The sequence below is a fragment of the Leptospira barantonii genome (genome assembly GCF_002811925.1).
GTDB classification, from domain to species: Bacteria; Spirochaetota; Leptospiria; order Leptospirales; family Leptospiraceae; genus Leptospira; species Leptospira barantonii.
Genome location: NZ_NPDS01000001.1, coordinates 870,327 through 890,951 on the forward strand (window position 1 = coordinate 870,327; position 20,625 = coordinate 890,951).

At 44.7% G+C, this 20,625-nt stretch carries 17 protein-coding genes and 1 tRNA gene; 12 read left to right on the plus strand and 6 right to left on the minus strand.

Features of this window, described 5'->3' with window-relative positions:
* Positions 1 to 48: 48 nt before the first annotated feature.
* Entirely contained in the window at positions 49 to 1,266 is a 1,218-nt protein-coding gene (locus tag CH367_RS04225) for a hypothetical protein (RefSeq protein ID WP_100761201.1), read from the plus strand.
* 33 nt (positions 1,267 to 1,299) lie between these two features.
* On the opposite strand, the gene CH367_RS04230 is transcribed toward CH367_RS04225, so the two are convergent.
* Complete coding sequence (locus CH367_RS04230; protein WP_100761202.1) at positions 1,300 to 2,301, minus strand: VOC family protein; 1,002 nt, start codon at positions 2,299 to 2,301, stop codon at positions 1,300 to 1,302.
* Between the two features lie 188 nt (positions 2,302 to 2,489).
* On the opposite strand from CH367_RS04230, the gene CH367_RS04235 reads away from it, so the two are divergent.
* From CH367_RS04235 to CH367_RS04280, 10 genes are all read left to right on the plus strand, one after another.
* Positions 2,490 to 3,287: a helix-turn-helix transcriptional regulator gene (locus tag CH367_RS04235; protein ID WP_244284461.1), complete on the plus strand. Its 798-nt coding sequence runs from the start codon at positions 2,490 to 2,492 to the stop codon at positions 3,285 to 3,287.
* 85 nt (positions 3,288 to 3,372) lie between these two features.
* Positions 3,373 to 4,260 (plus strand): M24 family metallopeptidase, encoded by an 888-nt coding sequence (locus CH367_RS04240; RefSeq protein WP_100761359.1) that lies wholly within the window; start codon positions 3,373 to 3,375, stop codon positions 4,258 to 4,260.
* Positions 4,257 to 5,495 (plus strand): SMP-30/gluconolactonase/LRE family protein, encoded by a 1,239-nt coding sequence (locus tag CH367_RS04245; protein WP_100761203.1) that lies wholly within the window; start codon positions 4,257 to 4,259, stop codon positions 5,493 to 5,495. Before CH367_RS04240 ends, CH367_RS04245 begins: the two co-directional genes overlap by 4 nt.
* Positions 5,496 to 5,619: 124 nt before the next feature.
* Positions 5,620 to 7,911, plus strand: coding sequence for a patatin-like phospholipase family protein (locus CH367_RS04250; RefSeq protein WP_100761204.1), 2,292 nt, complete (start codon positions 5,620 to 5,622; stop codon positions 7,909 to 7,911).
* A gap of 66 nt (positions 7,912 to 7,977) precedes the next feature.
* The gene (locus CH367_RS04255) at positions 7,978 to 10,659 is read left to right on the plus strand and encodes a PAS domain S-box protein (protein WP_100761205.1); all 2,682 of its coding nucleotides are present in this window, start codon (positions 7,978 to 7,980) and stop codon (positions 10,657 to 10,659) included.
* A 5-nt stretch (positions 10,660 to 10,664) separates the two neighbouring features.
* On the plus strand, positions 10,665 to 11,123 hold the full coding sequence (locus CH367_RS04260) for a response regulator (RefSeq protein ID WP_100761206.1): 459 nt from the start codon (positions 10,665 to 10,667) through the stop codon (positions 11,121 to 11,123).
* Positions 11,116 to 12,660 carry a hybrid sensor histidine kinase/response regulator gene (locus CH367_RS04265; protein ID WP_244284462.1) on the plus strand — a complete coding sequence of 515 codons (1,545 nt, stop codon included), beginning with the start codon at positions 11,116 to 11,118 and terminating at the stop codon, positions 12,658 to 12,660. Before CH367_RS04260 ends, CH367_RS04265 begins: the two co-directional genes overlap by 8 nt.
* Before the next feature lie 14 nt (positions 12,661 to 12,674).
* On the plus strand, positions 12,675 to 13,889 hold the full coding sequence (locus CH367_RS04270) for an EAL domain-containing response regulator (protein WP_100761208.1): 1,215 nt from the start codon (positions 12,675 to 12,677) through the stop codon (positions 13,887 to 13,889).
* Between the two features lie 47 nt (positions 13,890 to 13,936).
* Positions 13,937 to 14,704: a hypothetical protein gene (locus CH367_RS04275; RefSeq protein WP_100761209.1), complete on the plus strand. Its 768-nt coding sequence runs from the start codon at positions 13,937 to 13,939 to the stop codon at positions 14,702 to 14,704.
* 73 nt (positions 14,705 to 14,777) lie between these two features.
* Complete coding sequence (locus tag CH367_RS04280; RefSeq protein WP_100761210.1) at positions 14,778 to 15,170, plus strand: DoxX-like family protein; 393 nt, start codon at positions 14,778 to 14,780, stop codon at positions 15,168 to 15,170.
* A 427-nt stretch (positions 15,171 to 15,597) separates the two neighbouring features.
* Here CH367_RS04280 and CH367_RS04285 read toward each other — a convergent pair.
* Together CH367_RS04285 and CH367_RS04290 are read right to left on the minus strand one after the other, a co-directional pair.
* Positions 15,598 to 15,681 (minus strand) — tRNA-Leu (locus CH367_RS04285).
* Positions 15,682 to 15,703: 22 nt separating this feature from the next.
* Complete coding sequence (locus CH367_RS04290; protein ID WP_000648186.1) at positions 15,704 to 16,108, minus strand: PaaI family thioesterase; 405 nt, start codon at positions 16,106 to 16,108, stop codon at positions 15,704 to 15,706.
* A gap of 129 nt (positions 16,109 to 16,237) precedes the next feature.
* On the opposite strand from CH367_RS04290, the gene CH367_RS04295 reads away from it, so the two are divergent.
* Entirely contained in the window at positions 16,238 to 18,379 is a 2,142-nt protein-coding gene (locus CH367_RS04295) for a hypothetical protein (RefSeq protein ID WP_100761211.1), read from the plus strand.
* Positions 18,380 to 18,430: 51 nt separating this feature from the next.
* Here CH367_RS04295 and CH367_RS04300 read toward each other — a convergent pair whose 3' ends face one another.
* From CH367_RS04300 to CH367_RS04310, 3 genes are read right to left on the minus strand one after another with little or no spacing between them, the layout of a single operon-like run.
* Positions 18,431 to 19,522, minus strand: coding sequence for a DUF5777 family beta-barrel protein (locus CH367_RS04300; protein ID WP_244284463.1), 1,092 nt, complete (start codon positions 19,520 to 19,522; stop codon positions 18,431 to 18,433).
* Positions 19,504 to 20,028, minus strand: coding sequence for a YceI family protein (locus tag CH367_RS04305; RefSeq protein WP_244284477.1), 525 nt, complete (start codon positions 20,026 to 20,028; stop codon positions 19,504 to 19,506). Before CH367_RS04305 ends, CH367_RS04300 begins: the two co-directional genes overlap by 19 nt.
* A 44-nt stretch (positions 20,029 to 20,072) precedes the next feature.
* Entirely contained in the window at positions 20,073 to 20,498 is a 426-nt protein-coding gene (locus CH367_RS04310) for an LIC11213 family lipoprotein (RefSeq protein WP_100761213.1), read from the minus strand.
* Positions 20,499 to 20,625 lie beyond the last annotated feature (127 nt).

Below are 20,625 nucleotides of genomic sequence, written 5' to 3' on the forward strand. Positions count from 1 at the left end.
CAGAATATTATAAAATTGAAAACAAAAAGAAAAAGGAAATGAGCCACCTTGAATTCAATTCTGAAGACCGGTTTTATTGGTCTATTGTTCCTGTTCACTTTCAGTCTATTCTCCCAACCCAAAAACGAAAAAAACAATCCGAGCCTTGAAGCGGAGCCGATCGAAAAAACGAAATCGGAAGATCCGCATTCTCCATCCGATAAAAAAAAGGAAGGGGATCACGGAGAACATCACACCGAGGTTAAGATCGAATTCGCCACGGATTATATCCGAAGGGGTTGGGCGTTGGGAACCGAGGATTCTTCCCGGATGAACAACACTCCTTATAAATCCTTCCAACCCGTTTGGGCCTTTCAACCCACGATCGAGTTTCCGACTCCGATTAAACATCTCTACGGGGAACTCTTTCTCAACATCTGGATGTCCGATCGCGCAGATAAGGACAACGAACAGAGAATTTTACAGAGTAAATCCGGCGGTCCCGAGTTGTTCTTTCGTGCACAACACGATATCGATACAGGAAATATTTGTCCTTCGCCTAATAATTGTTATACGTCAGCTGGAAAATACGTGAATCAAAACGGAATGGCGAGGAACAGCGCGGGAGAATTCACGCTCTTTTACGATTTTGAAAAATCGAAATATGGAAGATTTATGGTGGGAGCGTTCCGTTATGCGATCTTTCCGACGAACGGAAGCGGTGGACTTGCCAAAACGCAGGGATACGTAAGTTGGGAAATGCCTTTTCTGGAATTTTTACATCCGAAAATTTCCATCTACAAGACGGTCAACTTTAGAAACCAAGGAACTCCCGCCACGGGTTTGAACCGTTCCTCCATGTACATTCCTCTCGAATTCAAATATACGTTTCGGGAGAATCAATTCTTTCGTGTGGACTTAGGCACAAACATCGGTTATATGTATCAAGCGAACCCGAGAAACAAAACGTCCGGTTTCTCCGATATTTCCAGTTATATCAAAATACATCTCGGGAACTTTTTCGTTTCCGGAAACCACGTCAACCGTCCGGACGTTCATCTATACGACAACAACAACTACTTCGACGGCGCTACACGTTTGGTTCACGACGGTCACGTTCAAGATCCTTCCAAGTTATACGGTTATGAGAACACGGCCGTTTACGATCAGATCAATGCGAACTTTTCCGATCCGAATCAGAGACAATACGTAAAGGAACGATACAATCAGCAAAGAATCGTGACGAACTTCGTCTACTTTAGTTTGGGATATTCCGCAAAATTTTAACAGAATCAATATAGAATATTCTAAAATTCTGTTTTACTGTGCCAATAAAATGAGATTGCCGTCCCCGTCTTGAATCGTCGCGGAACGGTTTTCGACTTCGCTTAACAAAATTCCGCCGTCCCGAACGAGAGTCTCGATCGCTTTTTTCAGATTGAGAACTCGAAAGCCGGTCGCGATTCTTCCCTGATCGGAAAGCCCCGATGTATTTTCGGAGGAGAATCGATTGTATGTGAAAACCTCGAAAGTAGGGCCGCCCTCGCTATAACCCGGAAGTTCGAGGTGACGTCCCTTCACTTCGGCGCCCATAACGCCCGTTAGTCGCTCTATGAATTCTCCCTTGTAATCCCTTTCAAATCCGGTCGTGGCCGTTCCGAATGCGTTCTTGTAATACGATACGGTCTTCGACCAATCCTTCGAGTTGATGTTTACGTGCAGAAAACGAATCCGATCCGTTGCCGGAGGTGATAACTTAAAGTTGGTTCGTATGAGAGAGTTTAACGTGCGATAAATCGTACGTGGTGTGATCGGAGACGGAAAGGGAAGATGAACCTCGAATACGTTTCCGTCGGGGTCCGTCGCGTAAACCGCGGGAACTTTTTTAAGATCTTCGAAGTTGCTTACGATCTTACCGCCGTGTTCCGTGATTTTTTGTATGAGACCGGGAACGTCGTCCGTTTCAAAACAAATATGCGCGTAACCTAGATCGTTCGCAACGTGTATTTTTTGGTTCGGTTTCAGGTTCTTGAGAATGGTCAACAAAGGGCCTTGATCCCGGTAATCGGGCGTTCTCAACGTAATTGTGGAATCGTTCGAACCTTGTGGATTCCACACGGGATCCGAATTCGTTTTCTTCGCATTAAAAACATTTTGATAAAAACCGGAAAGACGTTCGGGGTTGGGGCTGTTGAAGATCACCGTTTCAAAGAAAAAATCAGAATTCTTCAGAGTCCGATAGTCGCTCTTTGAAGCGCTGAAAAACCACCACATAAAAAGTGAAACGAATAAAACCCCGATGATGCTGAACGTCTTTTTCATTTTGCTCCCGATCCGCGCCGAAATCCGTGGAATGTTTCGAATATTCGCCACTATAACACGTACAATCGGCGGAACGCTTGAACGAATCCGGTGGGGCCTGCGTTTTTTTCTTGCTAACGTTTCTTTTTTAAAAAGAATCCATTTCGAAACGAACCGGGTCTTTTCAGTTCGGAGAATACGAAAACAGAATGGATATCGCTTACAAAGGAATTCTTTACTTATGGAAAAGCAGGGTGATGTTCGCGACGAACTCGATGCAAACCGAATTCCATTCTCACTATGCAGCGACACTCGCAGTTTCTTTAGAGAAAAATATCCGAATCGAAACCGAAAAAGGAATGGAAGAGTATAGGATCGCGTTAGTCGGTCCGAACACGTATCATAGAACCGTTTCTCCCGGTGTGGAAATGATCGCGCTTATGATCGATCCGGAAACCTACGAATACGGGGCGATCTCCGATTTAGTCCGATCGGGCGAAGTAAAACGTTTGGATCCGAAGAACTTTCTTCCTTTGATGGGACAGTTACGGGAATTATATTATGGAAATTTAATGGACTCGGACGCCTGGGATCTACAACAGGAAATGCTTCGTTCCGTCTATCCGTTTCAAAAACCCGAAAAGATCGTGGATGAAAGAATCAAAAAGATCGCACAAAAAATCCGAACCGAACTTCCGGACAGCATTCGTATGAAGGAGATCGGTAAGGATTTTTCCATTTCGGAAGACAGATTGATTCGTCTTTTTAAGGAGAATCTCGGAATTCCTTTGCGAAGATATTTGTTATGGGTTCGGATCATAGAAGCGGTGAAACGTTTGATGGAAGGTAATAATCTTACGGAAGCGGCTCACGCGGCGGGTTTTTCGGATTCCGCACATTTTACGAGGACCTTTAAGGAGAATTTCGGATTCGTTCCTTCGGTTTTTTTCGGTCATCTCAGATCCATTGAAATTCGATTCTGCGATACCGAAGATCGTATCTTTTAAAAAAATCTTTCTCATACCGGATTCATTCAAGCGATTCTTCGTTTCGTTTGTTAGTCTTTACTCATTCGAGTTGAGAGAAGAATCCATGCCAATAGAAACGCAAAGAGGAATCTTATCCAGATTCTCTTCAAAAATATCCAAGTATAGTTCACGATCGGTTCACTTGCCTACCGAAGAAGAAAAAGCGGGTTTTTTAAAAGCGCAAAGACTCGCGTATCAATGTGTGACGGAAGTTGAAAAGGAAATGCGCGAAGGATGGACGGAACTCCAGACCGCAAAACGTATGGAAACTTTTTTACGCGATCACGGTGTGAAAGCTTTTTTACATAGGCCCTTTGCTTGGTTCGGCGAACACGCGCGTTTCGACGGTTACAAACGTTATACACAATTTCATCCGGGTAAAAAGAAGTTAACCGCACACGAACCTTTTATTCTCGACGTGTCTCCGGTTGTGGACGGGTATATCGGCGACATCGGTTATTCTTCCTGTTTAACCCGCAGTGAGGAATTGGATTTCGGTATGAAGTATCTTCTCGAATTGAGAAAAGAAATTCCGAAATACTTTTCGTCTTCCATGAGCGCACGTGAGATCTGGTGGAAGATCGACTGGGACGCAAAAGAACGCGGTTTCGACAACGTGCATTCTTTGTATCCGTTCGCCGTTTTGGGGCATCGAGTTTATAAGGTTCATCTTCCTCAATTCTCCTTTCCTTTGTTGCCGATCAGCTTTGCGAGTTGGTTCAGCCTGCAAGGTTCTTATGAATTTTTAACGCATAAGGTTCTTCCGGAACTTTTAACCCCGGATCACGAAGGGGATAAGACCGGTCTTTGGGCGATCGAACCCCATTTGGGTCGAGGAAAGGCGGGATTTAAGTTTGAAGAAATTCTCGTGGTGGAAAAAGACAAAGCGTATTGGTTGGACGAAGAGGTTCCTCACGTACAAAAAGCGTTGCAACTTGCAGGACAAAAATGAAAGAAAAACTATATATTCTAATATTCTTATGTGTATTTTTCGGAATCGGATGTAATTCCGAAAAGATCAAGATCGGAGATTCGTATCGTCTTGGAGAAATTCCTCCCGAGATTCTCAAAGTGGAAGCGGCCGTAGATCCGTTTCTAAACGGAATGAAAACCGAGATGACCGATCTGCCTGGTCACGACGATTTGATTTTCGATTCGGATCGAAAAGTCGCATACGCTTCCGGAATGGACGGATGGATTTGGAAACTGGATTTTCAAATCGGAAAGGCGGAAGTTTGGTTGAAACCTCCGGTGAATCCGGCGGGAATGCAGTTTGCAAACTCGAACAAGGATAAAATTGTAGTTTGCGCTTCTCGATTGGGAGGAGAACAGTACGAAGACACTCAAAAAGTCGGTCTTTACGAATTGGATATTCGGAGTAAAAGCATAACACCTCTGGTATTGGATCTTCCGAAAACGGAAATTGGAATATTCGAAAAAGTGTATGTTTCTTCCGAAAGACCGGTAGTGTCTATAAAGGATTTAAACGCATCCAACTCCAGACCGTTCTCCCTTTGCAACGATCTTGCGATTTCAAAAGACGGCAACCGGATTTATATCAGCGAACCGTTCGAAAGAGAAGGCGCGGCGATGGGAAGCGGGGCAGTGCCGGAAGCGATCGGTCTTTATCCTCACGGAAAACTTTGGATGTATGATAGAAAATCGAATTCCATTTCTCTAATATTGAACGGATTCACCTTTGTGGACGGAATTCTGATCGAAGAGAATTCTTCCGGCGGAGAAGAATCGGTCGTATTCACGGAAACATCCAAGTTTAGAATCGTTCGCGCGTTTTTATCCGGCGACAAAGCGGGAACCTCGGAAATTCTTTTTGAAAATTTACCGGGTCTTGCGGACGGTTTGGAACGGGACGATCTGGGAAGAATCTGGGTCGGGATCATCAAACGAAGATCGTCTCTGATCAATGTGGTTCACGCTAACGTTTGGTTGAAACCGTTTCTTCTTTCTCTTCCACAATGGATTTTACCCATTTCCAAAAAAACCGGGATTCTAGTTTTGGATTCGAAAGCGAAGAAACCGCTTTATTATTCTTTGCACGACGGTTCCAAGATCGTGGATATTTCGGTTTCGGTTCCTTTCGAAGGCCGGGTTTATTTTCCGTCGTTTCATAAAACTTCGAGAGGTTTGTTTTCACTTTCGATCGCCGATCTAAAACTGGACGAGTGACACGCACGAATTTATCCGATAAAGAATGGACATGAGGAACGTTTTGTTATAACGTAAATCTCCCGTAAAAATTTACGTCGAATCCGTTTATACAAACGTTCGTTCAGACTCTTTCGGAAATACGATGCATCTTCGAGATTCAAAACAAAAAATACGAAGAACCTTAAAGGAATTCAAAACCAAAACTTCCTCCGAATTTCCGGCCTGGAAAAACGCGGAGGAAGAGGAATTTGTTCGAAGCAGATTGAAAATCCATTCTTGGAATTCGAATCTTCAGAACGATTCGCAGATTCCGATCGGCTCCCTTTGCCTCGTGATTTCCGGAAAACTGGAAGAAACCCTTCTGAACACGGAGGAGAAAAATCTTATCCTTCGGGATTTGTTGCCCGGGGATTACTACGTATATCGCCCCGATAAGATCACTCAATCGGGAATATCAGAAATTCTTTATATAGATCCGAAAGACTTAAGCAGAATCACGAACAAACTTTCCACTTGGAAAAAATGGATCGACGATCTGAATCGGGAGAATCATCTTTTTCACGTATCCAAGCTCAGGCCTTCTAAAAAGGAACTCATGTCCTTTTTGTCCTCCGTGGAACTTCTCTTTCATCTGGACAAGGCCACGTTATCCAATCTTGAATCGAGAATGGAATGGCTCGTAATTCCCGGAGGAGAAATTCTACTCAGACAAGGAGACGCCGGCGATTCGATGTACATTCTCGTATCGGGAAGATTGTCTTGGACGGTCCGTTCCAAAGCCAAAGAGATTCTCGCGGAAGGAGAATTGGGCAAAGGTGATATCATCGGAGAGATGTCGTTGCTCAGCGGAGACAAAAGATCCGCGACGGTGGTCGCTTCCAGAACGAGTCAGGTTGTTCGTATATCCAGGGAGGATTTTAAAAAAAGTTTCGCAAATTCTCCCGAGGCTCTTTTTCAAATCACCGGAACGATCGCACATCGACTCGGAACCGAAAGAAACCAAGGTTATAGAAGATCGAATTCGGTCCGCAACGTTTCCATTCTTCCCTTAAACTCGTCTTCGACTCCGGAAGAATTCTATCGTTCTCTGCAGAACGGTCTTAAAAATTTCGGTAAAACAATATTAGTGGATTCTAATTCGTTTAAAAAAGGAACGGGTTCGAAACGTTTTCACAACGGAACCGGCAGGTCGGACGCGTATCGGATCGGAGATCTGGTCAGCTGGTTTTACGATCTTGAAAAGGATTACGATAAACTAATATTCAAAACCGATATCGAAAACCCGGGTTGGAGAGAGACTTGTTTTCGACAATCGGATCGGATTCTCGTTTTGATCGATCCCAACCGACCGATCGGAATGGAATATTCGGAAGTCGGTTCGATGTTGCCCGATGAGATTCAAAAAGAACTCGTTTTCCTAATCGATTCGCAATTTTCGAATTGGAAAAAGATAGAATCGATCTTAAAGGAATTTCCTTCGATCACCCATTCGATTTTACGCAGGGACGTGGACGCCGATTTCGGAAGAATGTCGAGAAGACTTACCGGCAAAAGTATCGGTGTCGCATTATCGGGAGGAGGCGCGAAAGGTTTCGCACATCTCGGTTTGCTAAAGTGTTTTGAAGAGAACGATATTCCGGTGGATATGATCTCCGGAACGAGCGCGGGTGCGATCATGGGCGGTCTTTTTGCGATGGGTTTGAGTTCTTCGGATATTCTTCCCTTGATCCGAAACTTTTGGTTGGATCGAAACATTCTCGGAGATTTTACGTTTCCGTTCGTTTCTCTCGTACGAGGGAAACGTTATTCGAATGCGATTCACGAATTTTTTAAGGATCGAAATATAGAAACTCTTCCCATACCTTTTTACGCGGTGGCGTGTAACCTAACGAAGGCGGAGAGAAAAGTTTTTGACAGAGGTTTGTTATGGAAAGCCGTTCGATCGAGCACTTCCATTCCCGGAATTTTTCCACCGTTTTCGGAAAGCGGAGAATTGTATGTGGACGGAGGTCTTCTCGACAATCTGCCCGGTTCCATTCTAAAGGAAAGAGGAGCGGGAATCGTGATCTCGGTGGATTTGGGAGGAGGGGGCCAGGTCGATAAGGATTTAATGTATCACAATCTACTCAGTCCTCAGTATCTCGGAGAAGCTCCTTCTTTTCTCAATTTATTATTTCATCATCTAAAACGACAAAGTCTTAAAACCAAGTATACGGGTTTCGCCGAAATTATGATGCGATCGTTGATGTTATCGAGCAAGAACAGTCAGAATCGAACCAGAGACAATTCCGATTTATACATAGAACTTCCGGTGGGAGGATATTCCACGTTCGATTGGGATCAGTTTCAAAAACTATACGAAATCGGTTATGAAGCCGGAAGAAAGAAAGTTCACGTCTGGAAAAACGAAATTAAGAAAAAACTAAATTCATAATTTCCCGTTTTTTTATTGAAATCCTATTCGCGAAGAAGTTAGAATTGTCCTTCTTTAGCGGACGCCATGCAAAGATCTGGAATCAAATCCATGGAAGAATTCTCTTCGGAAATTTCTTCCTTTCATGATAAAATCTGCATACTCGAAGAACGTCCTTCCGGGAAACTTCTTTTTTCGGAAGAATGTATTCGTTTTTGGGGATTTCGCGGTTTCGATCGAGAGCCGGATACGTTTTCCTCGTTTTTATTTCGTCTTCACGGAAAGATCCGCAACTACGCCGATTTCACCGAAAAAATTCTATTCAAACACATTCAAGATTCTGAATATTTTGACACTTTGTTCGGGGAAAATCATATCCTTCGTTTTTTTTGGGAAACGGTTTCGGGAGAATCCGAACCTCGATACAGACTTTATACCTTCGAAATTTTGACGAGGGAAGGGGATTCCGACGACGTATCTCCGAACGAACCGAAGGTGGAATCCATATTTTACAAACTTCCTCAACCTGCGTTCTTATTCGATCCTTCCACATTGAACTTTCTTGCGGTAAACGACGCCGCGATTTATCTCTACGGATTTTCGAGAAAGGAATTTTCGGAGATGAATCTTTTGGAGATCCGTCCCGAAGAGGACCGTTCCGAGATGGAAGCTCTGATCAAAAATTACGCCAAGGAACCCGGAATCAGGTCCAGGGGAATTTGGAGACATTGGAGAAAGGATAAAAAGATCCTGTATATGAAGATCACCGCGAATCAGATTCCGTACGGAGATTCTTACGCGGTTCTTGCTATGTTGACTAACGTTTCTGATACGATCGAAACGACTTACGCACTCAAACAAAACCGCGCCGAAAAACAATCCCTCATCGAAAGTATGTCCGATCGGTATTTCGCGCTTTCGAGGGATTGGAGATTCATATCGGCAAACGAACAGTCCTTGGCTACATTAGGAAAATCTAAAGAAGAACTGATCGGCAGAATCATTTGGGATCTTTACCCGGAACCGTCCGCCCGATTTTTTAGGGAAAAATACGAACTGGCGGTACAAACTCGGAATCCTCTTACATTCGAATACAAAATGGCCGACACGGGAAACGTGGTCGAGTTCCGGGTTTTTCCGTTCGAGGAAGGAATCTCCGTTTTTTTTCAAGACATCACCGAAAAAAGAAGAAGGGACACTGAGCAGAACATTCTCCGTGAAATCGCATTCAAAATTCCTAAAGCATCCAGCGTAAAAGAATCCTTTGAAATTCTTTTGGAAACGATCTGCAAAAGGACTTCCTGGAGTTTCGCGCAGGTTTGGCGTTTTCAAAACGGAAAACTTATACTCGAGGAAAGTTCTTCCTGGTATTCGATCGAAGCGATTTTTCTCCGTTTTAGAATGGATTCCTTTGATACTTCGTTTTCGCCCGGAGAAGGAATGATCGGAAAGGTTTTTTCCACGGGTAAAATACGATTCGTTCAGGACATTCAAAAGGAAAAAAATTTCAAACGAACCGTCTCCGCCGTTCAAACGGGGATCAAATCCTGGATCGCGATTCCTTTGAGAACCGGACATGAAAGTTACGTTCTTGAGTTCTGCACACATATGGAACTCGATTCAGTAAATTCTTATATTCAAATGTTTGAATTAATTACGGATCAGATCGAGGTTCTTTTTAAAAACAAGGAGGCGGAAGAGGAAAAGGATCAGTTTTTTAAACTGTCCGGGGACTTGTTTCAGCTTTCCACATTCGACGGACAGGTGATCGAACGCAATCAGGCATGGGGGGATGTGTTGGGTTATTCTCCCGAAGAAATGAGTCGTTTGAATCTGGAAGAAATCGTTCATCCCGACGATAAGAACACGATGATAGAGGTTCGTTCCGAATTTAGAAAGAATAAAAAGAATCTTTCCATTTCTCTGAGATATATCGCGAAGAACGGACAGATCAAAACGATTCTTTGGAAGACGATCGTTTCCGCCGAACACGGGTTAATCTATACCACCGGCAAGGACATCACCGAAATCCAAAAGGCTCAGATCAAACTCGAGAACTTGACCAAGGAACTGCAAAGATCGAACGCCGACTTGGAAGACTTTGCGTTTATCGCCTCGCACGATCTTCAGGAACCTTTGAGAAAGATCATGGCTTTCGGAGATCGTCTTTTGAAAAAAACATCCAATCTCGATTCCGAGTCCGTTGATTATCTGCAAAGAATGTCATCTTCCGCGCATAGATTGTCGAATCTGATCGAAGGTCTTTTATCGTATTCGAGAATCAAGAGTAAAGCGAAGCCGTTTCAATTGACGGACTTGAGCAACATCCTTAAGGATTCGATAGGCGATCTTGAAATTTACATCAAGGAAAGAAACGCAAAGGTGATCCATTCTCCGGTCGGATTTACCTGGTGTGATCCTTCTCAGATAGGAATGGTTTTTCAGAATCTGATCAAAAACGGAATCAAGTTCAATCAAAGCGAAACGCCGGAAATCATCATTCAATGTGTTCCACATCCGACGGAACCGAACTGGATTCAAATTACGTTTTTGGATAACGGAATCGGCTTTGACAAAAAGCACGGCGATAAGATATTTACGCTCTTTCAAAGACTACATAGCAGAGAAGACTATGAAGGAAACGGAATCGGTTTGGCCGTTTGTAAGAAGATCATAGAACTTCACGAAGGGAGAATTTACGCGGAGAGCGTTTTACAAAAAGGTTCCACGTTTTATGTGGATCTTCCCGGCACGCTTCCGTCCGTTTAAAAAATATGAAACCCGAAATCAAAAATCAAAATTCGATTCATATACTCGTCGCCGAGGACGATCCGGACGATCGTTTGTTGATGCGCGACGGATTTAGGGAGAATAATCTGATCAATCCTCTTCATTTCGTAAAGGACGGGGAGGAGCTTTTCGAATTTCTTCAAAACAAAGGAGAATATTCTGATATTCTAAAATACCCCAGACCCGGAATTATTCTTTTGGATCTGAACATGCCCCGTATGGACGGAAGAGAGGCTTTGAAGACGATCAAATCCATTCCCGATCTGAAAAAAATTCCGGTCATCGTTTTGACGACTTCTAGGGAAGAAGAGGATATGCTTCAGACATACGATCTCGGAGCGAATTCGTTTATCAGAAAACCGGTGGAGTTCAGCGCGTTTATGGAAACGATCCGAACTCTCGGTCAATACTGGCTTGAGATCGTGGAGCTTCCCATTGTCTAACTCGAAATCCTTAAACGAGGACGAGATTCACGTCCTTTTGATAGAAGACGACGAAGAGGATTCTATTCTTTTTAACGAATACGTAAACGAAATCGTTTATCCGAAATATATCGTAAAACGGTTTAAGGACGGAGAGGGCGCCCTTGCGGACTTGAGATCGAATCCTTCCCGATATCGGATTCACGTGATCGATCATTTTTTAGGATCTTCCACCGGGCTGGAGTTGATTCAAGAGATTCGTTCGGTTTCGCCTAACGTTCCTTCGATTCTGATTTCGGGTCTTGCGAACGAAGACATAGAAACGGGCGCACTCAAAGCGGGTTTTCAAAAAACTCTCGAAAAAAAAACGTTATCGGCTTTTATACTCGGAAAAACGTTTCAAGATCTTTTGAATCAAAAAAGGATCGGAACGGAAAAAAATCAATCGTTCGATACTTTTCTTCTAAGAATGGAAACGATCGCGCAGTTCAGCGGCGGAATTGCACACGATTTTAATAATATTCTAAACATCATCATCGCAAATTTGGATCTTCTCGAAATGCAGTGTAAGGAACAACCGGATGTTTTGAACCGGGTTCGTTCCGCTCAAAATGCGGTGATGCGCGGAGCTGAAGTAAATAAGAAATTGTTAAACTTCTCGAGAAAACAATCCCTGAGTCCGGCGGCCGAGGATCCGAACCGATTGATCCAGGAATATTTGGAGAATCCCAAGGACGGATTCCCGGAAAACGTTCGTCTGATTTTCGAACCCGGAGGACCGGGCGGTAATCTTTGTAAAATCGATCGGGGCGAATTTGCAAATTCTCTAATGCACCTGCTTCAAAACGCGAAGGAAGCAGTGGAAGAAAACGGCGGAACGATCCTGATCGAAACCGATACGATCGCGTTAAACGACGATGCGGATTCCGAGTTCTTGGATTTGGAAATTGGAAATTATTTTTTGATCAGAATCGCGGACAACGGTAAGGGAATCGATTCGAATCTTTCCGAGAAAATTTTCGAACCGTTCGTATCCACAAAACCCAAGGGAAAAAGTTCCGGGCTCGGTCTTCCTATGGTTTACGGTTTTGTAAAAAGAAGCGGAGGCAAGATCGTTTTCGAATCTCATCCCGGTTGTGGTTCCGACTTTTACGTTTATCTTCCGATTGAAGATTCAAAATCCGTCGCACAACCCTTAGGTATCAAATCTTGGAATGGCTCTAAGAAAATTTTTTATTTCACAACCGGAGGAGAATCTTCCAAAAGAACGTCTTATGTCTTTCGGGGTTTCGGCGCAAACGTTCGTCGTTTCGAAAATTTGCATTCTTTTGAATCCGTTCTTTCGCAAATCGACGAGGGAACGATCCTGTTCTCCGAAACTTGGGCGGACGATTTTTTGAAATGGAAGGAGATCGTGATGAATCTAAAGAAATCCGATTCCAAACTGAACGTTTGTTACTTTTCACCCTCTACAAACGAGAATGACTTGGAAAATTCTTTCGAAATCCCTTGGCCCATATCTCGAAAATCTCTTGAGAATCATTTAGCCGAATTATAAATTAGCTATTCATTATGAATCCGTCTACATTACCCAATCTACTGATTCTAGACGACGAGGAAGAAATCGCCGGTATTCTCGGAGATCTCGCCAAACAATGCGGATTTGAAGTCACCATCGCTCACGAAGCCGGAAAGTTTTTCGAAAAGCTGAACGAAAGCACTCAATATATCATTTTAGATCTTATGATTCCGGGCGTGGACGGAGTGGACGTTTTACGGATGTTGTCCGGAAAAAAATTATCCGTGTCCGTCATTCTGATCAGCGGAGCGGATCGTAGAGTTTTACAAAGTGCGGAAGCGCTTGCGATTCAATACGGTTTGAAGATTTCGGGAGTTCTTGAAAAGCCGATTCGAATTCAGGAATACCAACGAGTTCTCACCGGACTTATCTCCGATAAAAAAAATGAAACCTCGAACTCGTTCGTCGCGGGCAAAAGAGCGGCTCAAGAACCCGCGTCCGCGATTGCCGCGGAAGAAATCGAACAAGCGATTCGAGAGGATCAGTTCTTACTTTTTTATCAACCCAAAATCAATTTTAAAACCGGAACCGTATCCGGTTTCGAATCCCTAGTGCGTTGGTCGCATCCTCACCGAGGTTTGGTTTTTCCGGATTCTTTTATACCGACTTTGGAATCCTATCCGAGTCTGATGGACGCGATGACCGAGAAGTTGATTCTTCAGGCCTTGGGTCAGTGTTCGATCTGGAACAAACAATTTCCCGGAATCGCCGTGGCGGTTAATGTGTCTCCGGTGAGTATGAACAAACTCATTCTGCCGGAAACGATTTCGAAGATGATCGAAGGGTTCGGTTTGAAAAACAACCAGCTCATCGTGGAAGTCACCGAAACTCAGTTGTTGGAAAACATAACTTCGACCTTGGACATTCTTACTCGGATTCGTATTCGAGGCATCGGACTTTCCGTGGACGATTTCGGAATCGGTTATTCATCCCTGAAACAAATTCATCGTTATCCTTTTACGGAACTGAAGATCGATCGATCCTTTGTGAGCGTCGCGCCTTACGATAAGGAAGCGTTTTTCATCTGTCAGGCCGCGATCGATCTCGGGCATAAACTCGGTATGACCGTCGTGGCGGAAGGAATCGAAACCGCGGAAGTCGGAGAGTTGATGAAGAGGGAAGGTTGCGATAAGGGACAAGGTTATTTTTACAGCAAGCCGATGCCCGCAGACGCGGCTCTTCAATTCTTATCCAGTTTTAAATCCTAATTCTTTTTTGGTTTACTCTTCGGGGAAGAATTCAATCCTTCCGGTATATGAAAAATTTTCTCAAGGACCCGGACTTTCCAATTTTGATTCGGGCCTATCGTTCCTCTTTGATTCGTCGATACGGCGTTTCTAATTTGGAACGTTATCCGGAATTGAAAACGATTCCACGATCCGTAATCGATACTCTTTTAAAATACTTTCTCGAACTTCTTTATCCGGAATACGAGGGAAGAATTCTTTTGGACGAAGCATTTCATTCTCTTTCTGGTTTCGTTCACAGTCCTTCGAAGGTTTTCGGTTTGATCGGTTCCTTGGGTGCCGCGGCGTTCAGCTTCGGTAGACATTTAGGCGCCGCGTTTAAGACCGGATTTGCGGCGTTGAATTCTTATCTAACCGCAAGACATTTCGAAACCTTAATGTTCGAATTCACAAAGGAAGAATTGAAAGCCGGCAACGATCCGATGGACGATGCAGTTTTTGATCGAATCATCGCGCAGGTCCCGAAGAAGGAAGCGGATCAATTCAGAAAGGATATCGTAAAACTTTTCGAAACTCTTTCCAACAAGGAACTTCTAAACAAAATCGTTTCGATGATGAAGGCGATCGTTTCCAAGATGGAAAGCAAACCTAAAACTTATACTCCCGAAGACGTGGCGGGAATTCGTCTCGGTCTCGCCATTCTTTTAAAAGGGGAAGAACTCTTTCAAGGTCTTTCCGATTCTGAGATGAAATTGATTCTGAAATCGATCGATCGAATCGAGACGGATTTTTTCGAAGACGCGTTAAAAAGAAACGGAAAGTTCGAAACGACTTAGGCTTAACTTCGAAAAGTCCTTGCGGGTTCGTTCTCGAATTGTTAGAATGAGGACCCTAATTGGAGTAAAGTCTATGAAAAAAATCTTGGATTGGACGACGCGACTCGTCGCCGTTGTGATTTTGATTCCGGCGTTTTACTTTAAACTTTCCGGCGCCGATCGTTCGATCGCCACCTTTACGGCGTTGGACGCGGAACCGTTCGGTCGTTATGTGATCGGCTTCTTTGAACTCGGCGTAGTTCTTTTGTTGCTCATTCCTCAGACCAGTTGGTTGGGCGCGATGATCGCGACCGTTATTATGATCGGAGCGATCGGTTCGCATATTTCCATTCTCGGCTTTCAAGGGGATGCGGGAATTTCCTTCGTGTTGGCCTTTGTGGTTTTGATTTGTTGTCTGGCGGAGTTGGTCGCGTCTAAGGATCGAAATCCGATCTTCACGAGAATTTTTGCAAATAAAAGTTACTGAAGAGTATTCCGGTTTTTGAATGTTTCTTGTGAGAACGATCGCTTGTGGGAGTTCCTACAAATGGTCGTTTTGTGATCCGGCTTGACTTCCGGATGTTTTTCTGTTATGGAGATTTTTGCGAAATTTCCCACGAAGCCCGCCACCACCACCCAATTCGGGTGGGGGCCGTCGTTTTACGAAAGAATTGTAGGATCTCCTACAAATTTCCCGATTTCAATGCGTCAGCGATGGGGAGCGTGCGAAGCAGTCTCTCCATTGGAGAGACCGAAGGCGATAGCCTGAGCGCGGACCAAGCGCGATCCCACGGAGTGGGAGACGCCAAAACTTGCTTCGAGTCGTATGTTCGTTGTTGATTGAAAATTCGCCTGATGGGGCGACTGGAACCGACGCTTGAGTTGCGTCGGTGGATTTTGAATTTCTAAAATCTTGCCGATGGTCGGACTCGAACCGACACAGAGTTGCCCCCGGTGGATTTTGAATCCACTGCGTCTACCAGTTTCACCACATCGGCGGTTTGATTGCGGAAGTAAAGATCAGTCGTCTACTTCGATGTACTTGCCTTTGCCACGTGCGACGATCTTACCGATTTCGTTTTCGATTTCCGCTCTATTCTCAATCACTTTCTTGTTCTTCTTCACGAACCATCCGCGCAAGTGAAGAGGTTGATTGACGAAGGCGGGCTGTAAAAAACGAATCGTAAGCTCACCCGTGGTTGTTTTGAAATTCATGGCTTCATTGATTTTCACCATGATTTCGTCTAAGATCGTAGATATAATTCCCGGATGGATTACATCTGGCTGACCTTGAAACTTTTCCGGACAAGTGAAGTCACCGTATGCAGATTGTGTATCTTCATCGAAGGTGATTTTCAATTGAAGTCCGTCCGGATTGTCTGGACTGGATCCAAAACTCAAGTTTGCCCGAACCGAAGCTTTCATAAGTCAGAATTATACTATACATACATGGCGTCAATTACAAAAAGAAGTCCGAATGGGTTCAAGAATGGTATCTGCGTTTGTCGATTTTAAGAACAGTAGCTTCTCCCAATGACAACACTCCTATTATTCATGTTAGGTCTTTTATCCGCAGGGGCGGGAGCTTACACTCTATTTAGAGACAAGCCCGCACCAAAGGATGGAGAATCCGGTTCGGGAAAATCTTCTTCCGGCGGTGGACCCGGTGGCGGTGGGTCTAACGTTAGAGGAGATCGTGGAAAAGAAATTCCGGTTTCTTCTCCCGGAGCGCCGGGTTCACAAGCGGGTGGCGGTCCTCCGACCTCGGGGGGTGCCGGACAACCACCTTCTTCCGGCGGTGGTGCACAACCTTCCGGTAAGGGAGAATCTCCCAAATCAAAAGAAGACGTTCCCGGTCTTCGAAAGAAACCCAAACTCGATCTTAAAAATAAGGTCGATGATATCATCCGCAATAATTCTAAATTTGCGAATCACCGTCGTCCTCTCATCAACGCCGAAGCCTTGGTGGACAAGGAAAGTTTTAACGGCGCATTAGAAATTTATAAAAGAACCAAAACTCGAGTTCCCGACGAAGAAATTCAGGGAAAGATTCAGGAGAACATCGACCAAATCCAGAATCATCTCGAAAGCGACGAGGAAGAAGTTTATCGTCCCGACAACTACGACGGTCCTCCGATTCCTTTGGGGGATTTGGTCCGCGCGATCAAGGACATCAGTGAGTCGTTAGGCGATACGATTTCGAAAGGATTCGGAAACCCGATCAGTCTTCCTCTTTCTCCGTTGGATCCCGGAGCTTTGCCCGGTCCTCCGACCTTGCCCGGAAGTTTACCGCCCGGTCCCGTTTCTTATCAGATCTTCAGTCCAGGTCCTTCTCTTCCACCGGGAAGCATTCCTCCTCCAAGTCCCGAGTCTTTGGCGGGTGGGGGAGCCGTTTATCCGACCTTTCCTATGGGTGGTCCTGGCGGCGGCGGTGGCGCGTCCGGGCCCGGTGCTGGAGGTTCAGGTACCGAGGGTGGTGCGGGAACTCCTTCCGGATCTCCTGGAGCGGGTGGAGGAAGCGGCGGAGGTGGTGGCGCTGGGGTCGGAACTCCATCCCCCGGTGGCGGACCTGGAGGAGCAGGCGGTGGTTTTCCTGGCGGCGGAGGTTCTCCTCCGACACAACCTTCTCCCCGAGAACATCTGGATCCGAACGCGATGGATCTTCCGGACGACACATTCTTTTCGGAAGAATGGGAAAAGTTCAAAGACTTACCCTTAGTCGATCGAAGAACCGGAGAAAGCAGAAGATCGGGAAGCGATCGTCGCGGAGAAGATCCGACACGAAAGGACAGAAGACAAGGAGACGATCGAAGACAAGAGGATCTTTTTAAACTCAGAGACGATTATCTCAAACAAAAAGAAGAACAAAAAAAACAAGAAAGAGAGGCCGAACCTCAAAGAGCCCCGGAACCGCAGGACTACGATTGGCCCGAGGCGCCGATGCGGGACGAACTTCCGCCATTCTTAGCTCCCGTCATACCGAAGATAGAACTTGTACCGATTCGATTACCCGATCCTCAAGATAAAACCGTACGTCCGCCCGACGAACCAACTCCTTCCGCACCGAGTCCTTCACCGGTCGGAGAAACTCGATTCGAAGCCGCACCTCCTTCCGAAGCGCCCGAAAAAGAATTTAAACCATTAGAACTTCCTAAAATAGGTTTGCCCGATCCGGAATATCAAAAGACCGGAGAATCCACGGTTCCGGAAATTCCGCATCTCGGACGCCAACCTGCAGGCGAACCGGAACCCGATGAAGCTCCCGAGATAGAAGTTCTCGAAGGAGGACTGGAACCTCTCGGAGAAGACACCGAAGACGAAGAAGGTGGCGGTGAAGAATCCGGAGGCGGGCCGAAGGAAGAAGAACCGAGAATGATCCACGGGATTCTGGAGTTAAAACCTCCGGAAGTCGACGACGCCCCGTTTCTCACTCTCACATACGATTTTGGAAAGATACCGCACGCGTTTAAACTTTCAAAGAATTATAGTATTATGGAATACTCATACTATAAATACAAACCTATGCTCGTAAAGGCTCAGGAGTTCGCGAGAAGGAAGATGTTGAAAAACGCCCTCAACTACTATCGCGTCATCAAATCGCAGAACATTCCGCCCGAGCTCAGAAAGATGATCAATCGGAACATCAAGGACATCACCGAGTTCATGGAAAAATATCTGATGGCTAAGGGCGGATAACGTAGAAAAAGGAGAATGTTTTCGATTTCCATTCTCCCTTAAAAAATCAAATCACCTTTGAGCCGTGTCTTTTTCCGAACTCTCCAAAGAAAAATGACGATGGATGTTGAATCCCACGGTCCATTCTTTCTTGCTGTAATCGTAATCCGCTCCACGTAACAACTGAGTTTGTGCGATGGATCTGCTGTTCGTCACGAACAATTGAAACACGTGACCTCCGGTTTCAAAGTCCACACCAAAACTCAAAGGAACCGTCATATACTCGACCGGTTTGGAAAGAAGAATGTTATTGATGGCCGCGTCGATCGTCTTTCCTCTTGCGATGAGATCGTTGACTTCCGAGGCGGAATATTCAACTCCGTTGATCTTTGTCTTTCTGTCTTCGGTCGCGTAAGAATCTCCGATGTAATCCCGCTTCGGAGTAAGAATGGTTCCGAACGTAAAATCCAAACGTTTGAAAAGGTGAATCCGAAACGAAACATCCAGACCGGTTCTATCGTTCGAAAGATGATCCTTTACGAAGTTTCTATGAACGAACATAGGAGATAGTTGAAGCGAAAAGTATTCGCTGAATCTTTTTGAAATCAAAAAGGAAGCAAGAGTGCTCTGACGATCCGAATACGATAACTCGTATGTGTTGAATTTTTTAGTCATTTCCGAATCGAACGCCGTATTGCCCGTGGAAACTTTCAGATAAGGACCGTAGAACATTTTTTGTTCTTGGGTTTCCTGGCCGAAAACTCCGTAGAAACTAATCGTAACCGGAAAGCTTGAATCCTGAGTTAACAGACGAACCTTTCCTCTTGCTTCGTATGTTTTTTGAAATGAGGTTCTTGCAACTCCCAACGTGATTCGGTCGGTAACGCCGTAGTCGAGAGAAAGTTGCGTGTTCGCGCCGTTGTCCAAACCTAAGAAATCATAGGACGTAGACTTGGCGTCTCCGAATCTGTGATTGAAACGGAAATCAAGACCGTTCTTCCCCACGTCTTCGGTGCTCGGCATGTGGATCAAACTGGTTCCTAAGAACGTGGATTTTCTTTGTTCCTGAGCTGAAACGGAGAACACAAAGGAAATAAAAAGTAAAACGGAAAATAAAAAAAATACAACGGAACGGATCTTAAGTTTCATTCTTTGTTTTGCCATAGTATGGATGTTTCGATTCTGATTTTTTCATTCAGTTTCAAAATCACTAATTTAGGAATTTCGATTTTAAAATCCGAAAGGATAACTTCAAAATCCGCTTTGACCGCGAGTTCCTTATCCTTCTCTTCGAAACTTCCCTGGATCTTGAAATTCTTTTTTGTGATTCCATGCAGAGTGAATTCTCCCTCGGCGATCACCGTTTTTGTGGCACGATCCCATTTGAGAATGTTTCCGTGAAACGTAGCGAGCGGAAATTTTTCGGTTTCGAGATAATTGTCGTGCATGTGACGATTCATCAGTCGATTGGGAACGTTTAGATCGTTCAGATCGACTCGGAACCAGATCTTTTTCGTTTCCAAGTTTGCGGTTCCTTCTCCTTTGGAAAGATTTCCCCGGATCGTTTCCTGAGGGGCCTCGCTTAAAAACTGAATCTTCGTTTCTTTTACCGTCCATTCCTTGGAAGTTTTATCGCCCGCAAACGCGGACGAACTTAAAAGAATTAGAATAGAATAAAAAACGAATGTGTTTTGGATACGTTTTTCGGAATGGGTCAAGGGTTCGCTCCTTTTTGGATCCAACAAAAAACCGCCTTATTGATCGAGTCGTTGTTGTAGATTCTCATCGTTCCCGAATTGATTTTGATGAATAGAAGGCTGTTCTTAGGATCGTTCACGACGATTCTATTTCGAACCGCGGCATAGGATGTGATGTCGAAACCGGCGTTTGCGTTGCTCGGATTGTGACAGGTCGTACAGGTTCCCGTTCCCGATTGGTTTAACGTCGCAAAGGCGGGCGCGGGATCGGTACAATCCGCGTTCGTAACCTCTTTCAAAGGAGTGGCCGAACCCATAAGAAAGGCTAGATTCTTTAAAGAATCTTCCTTATCCGAACTTTTTTCGTTCTGACAATCGACTACGAACGAAAATACACAAAGAACCAAGATCACGAACGAAAAACGCTTCTGAACTTCTTTCATAAAACTCTCCGAAAACGAATTTACAATAGATACGAATCTGTTTGCGATTTCCAATCTTATAATGAATTCTCATTTCAAAAATAGAAAATTTAGAATGCGATTTTTCCAGGAATAAACCGCTTGTATC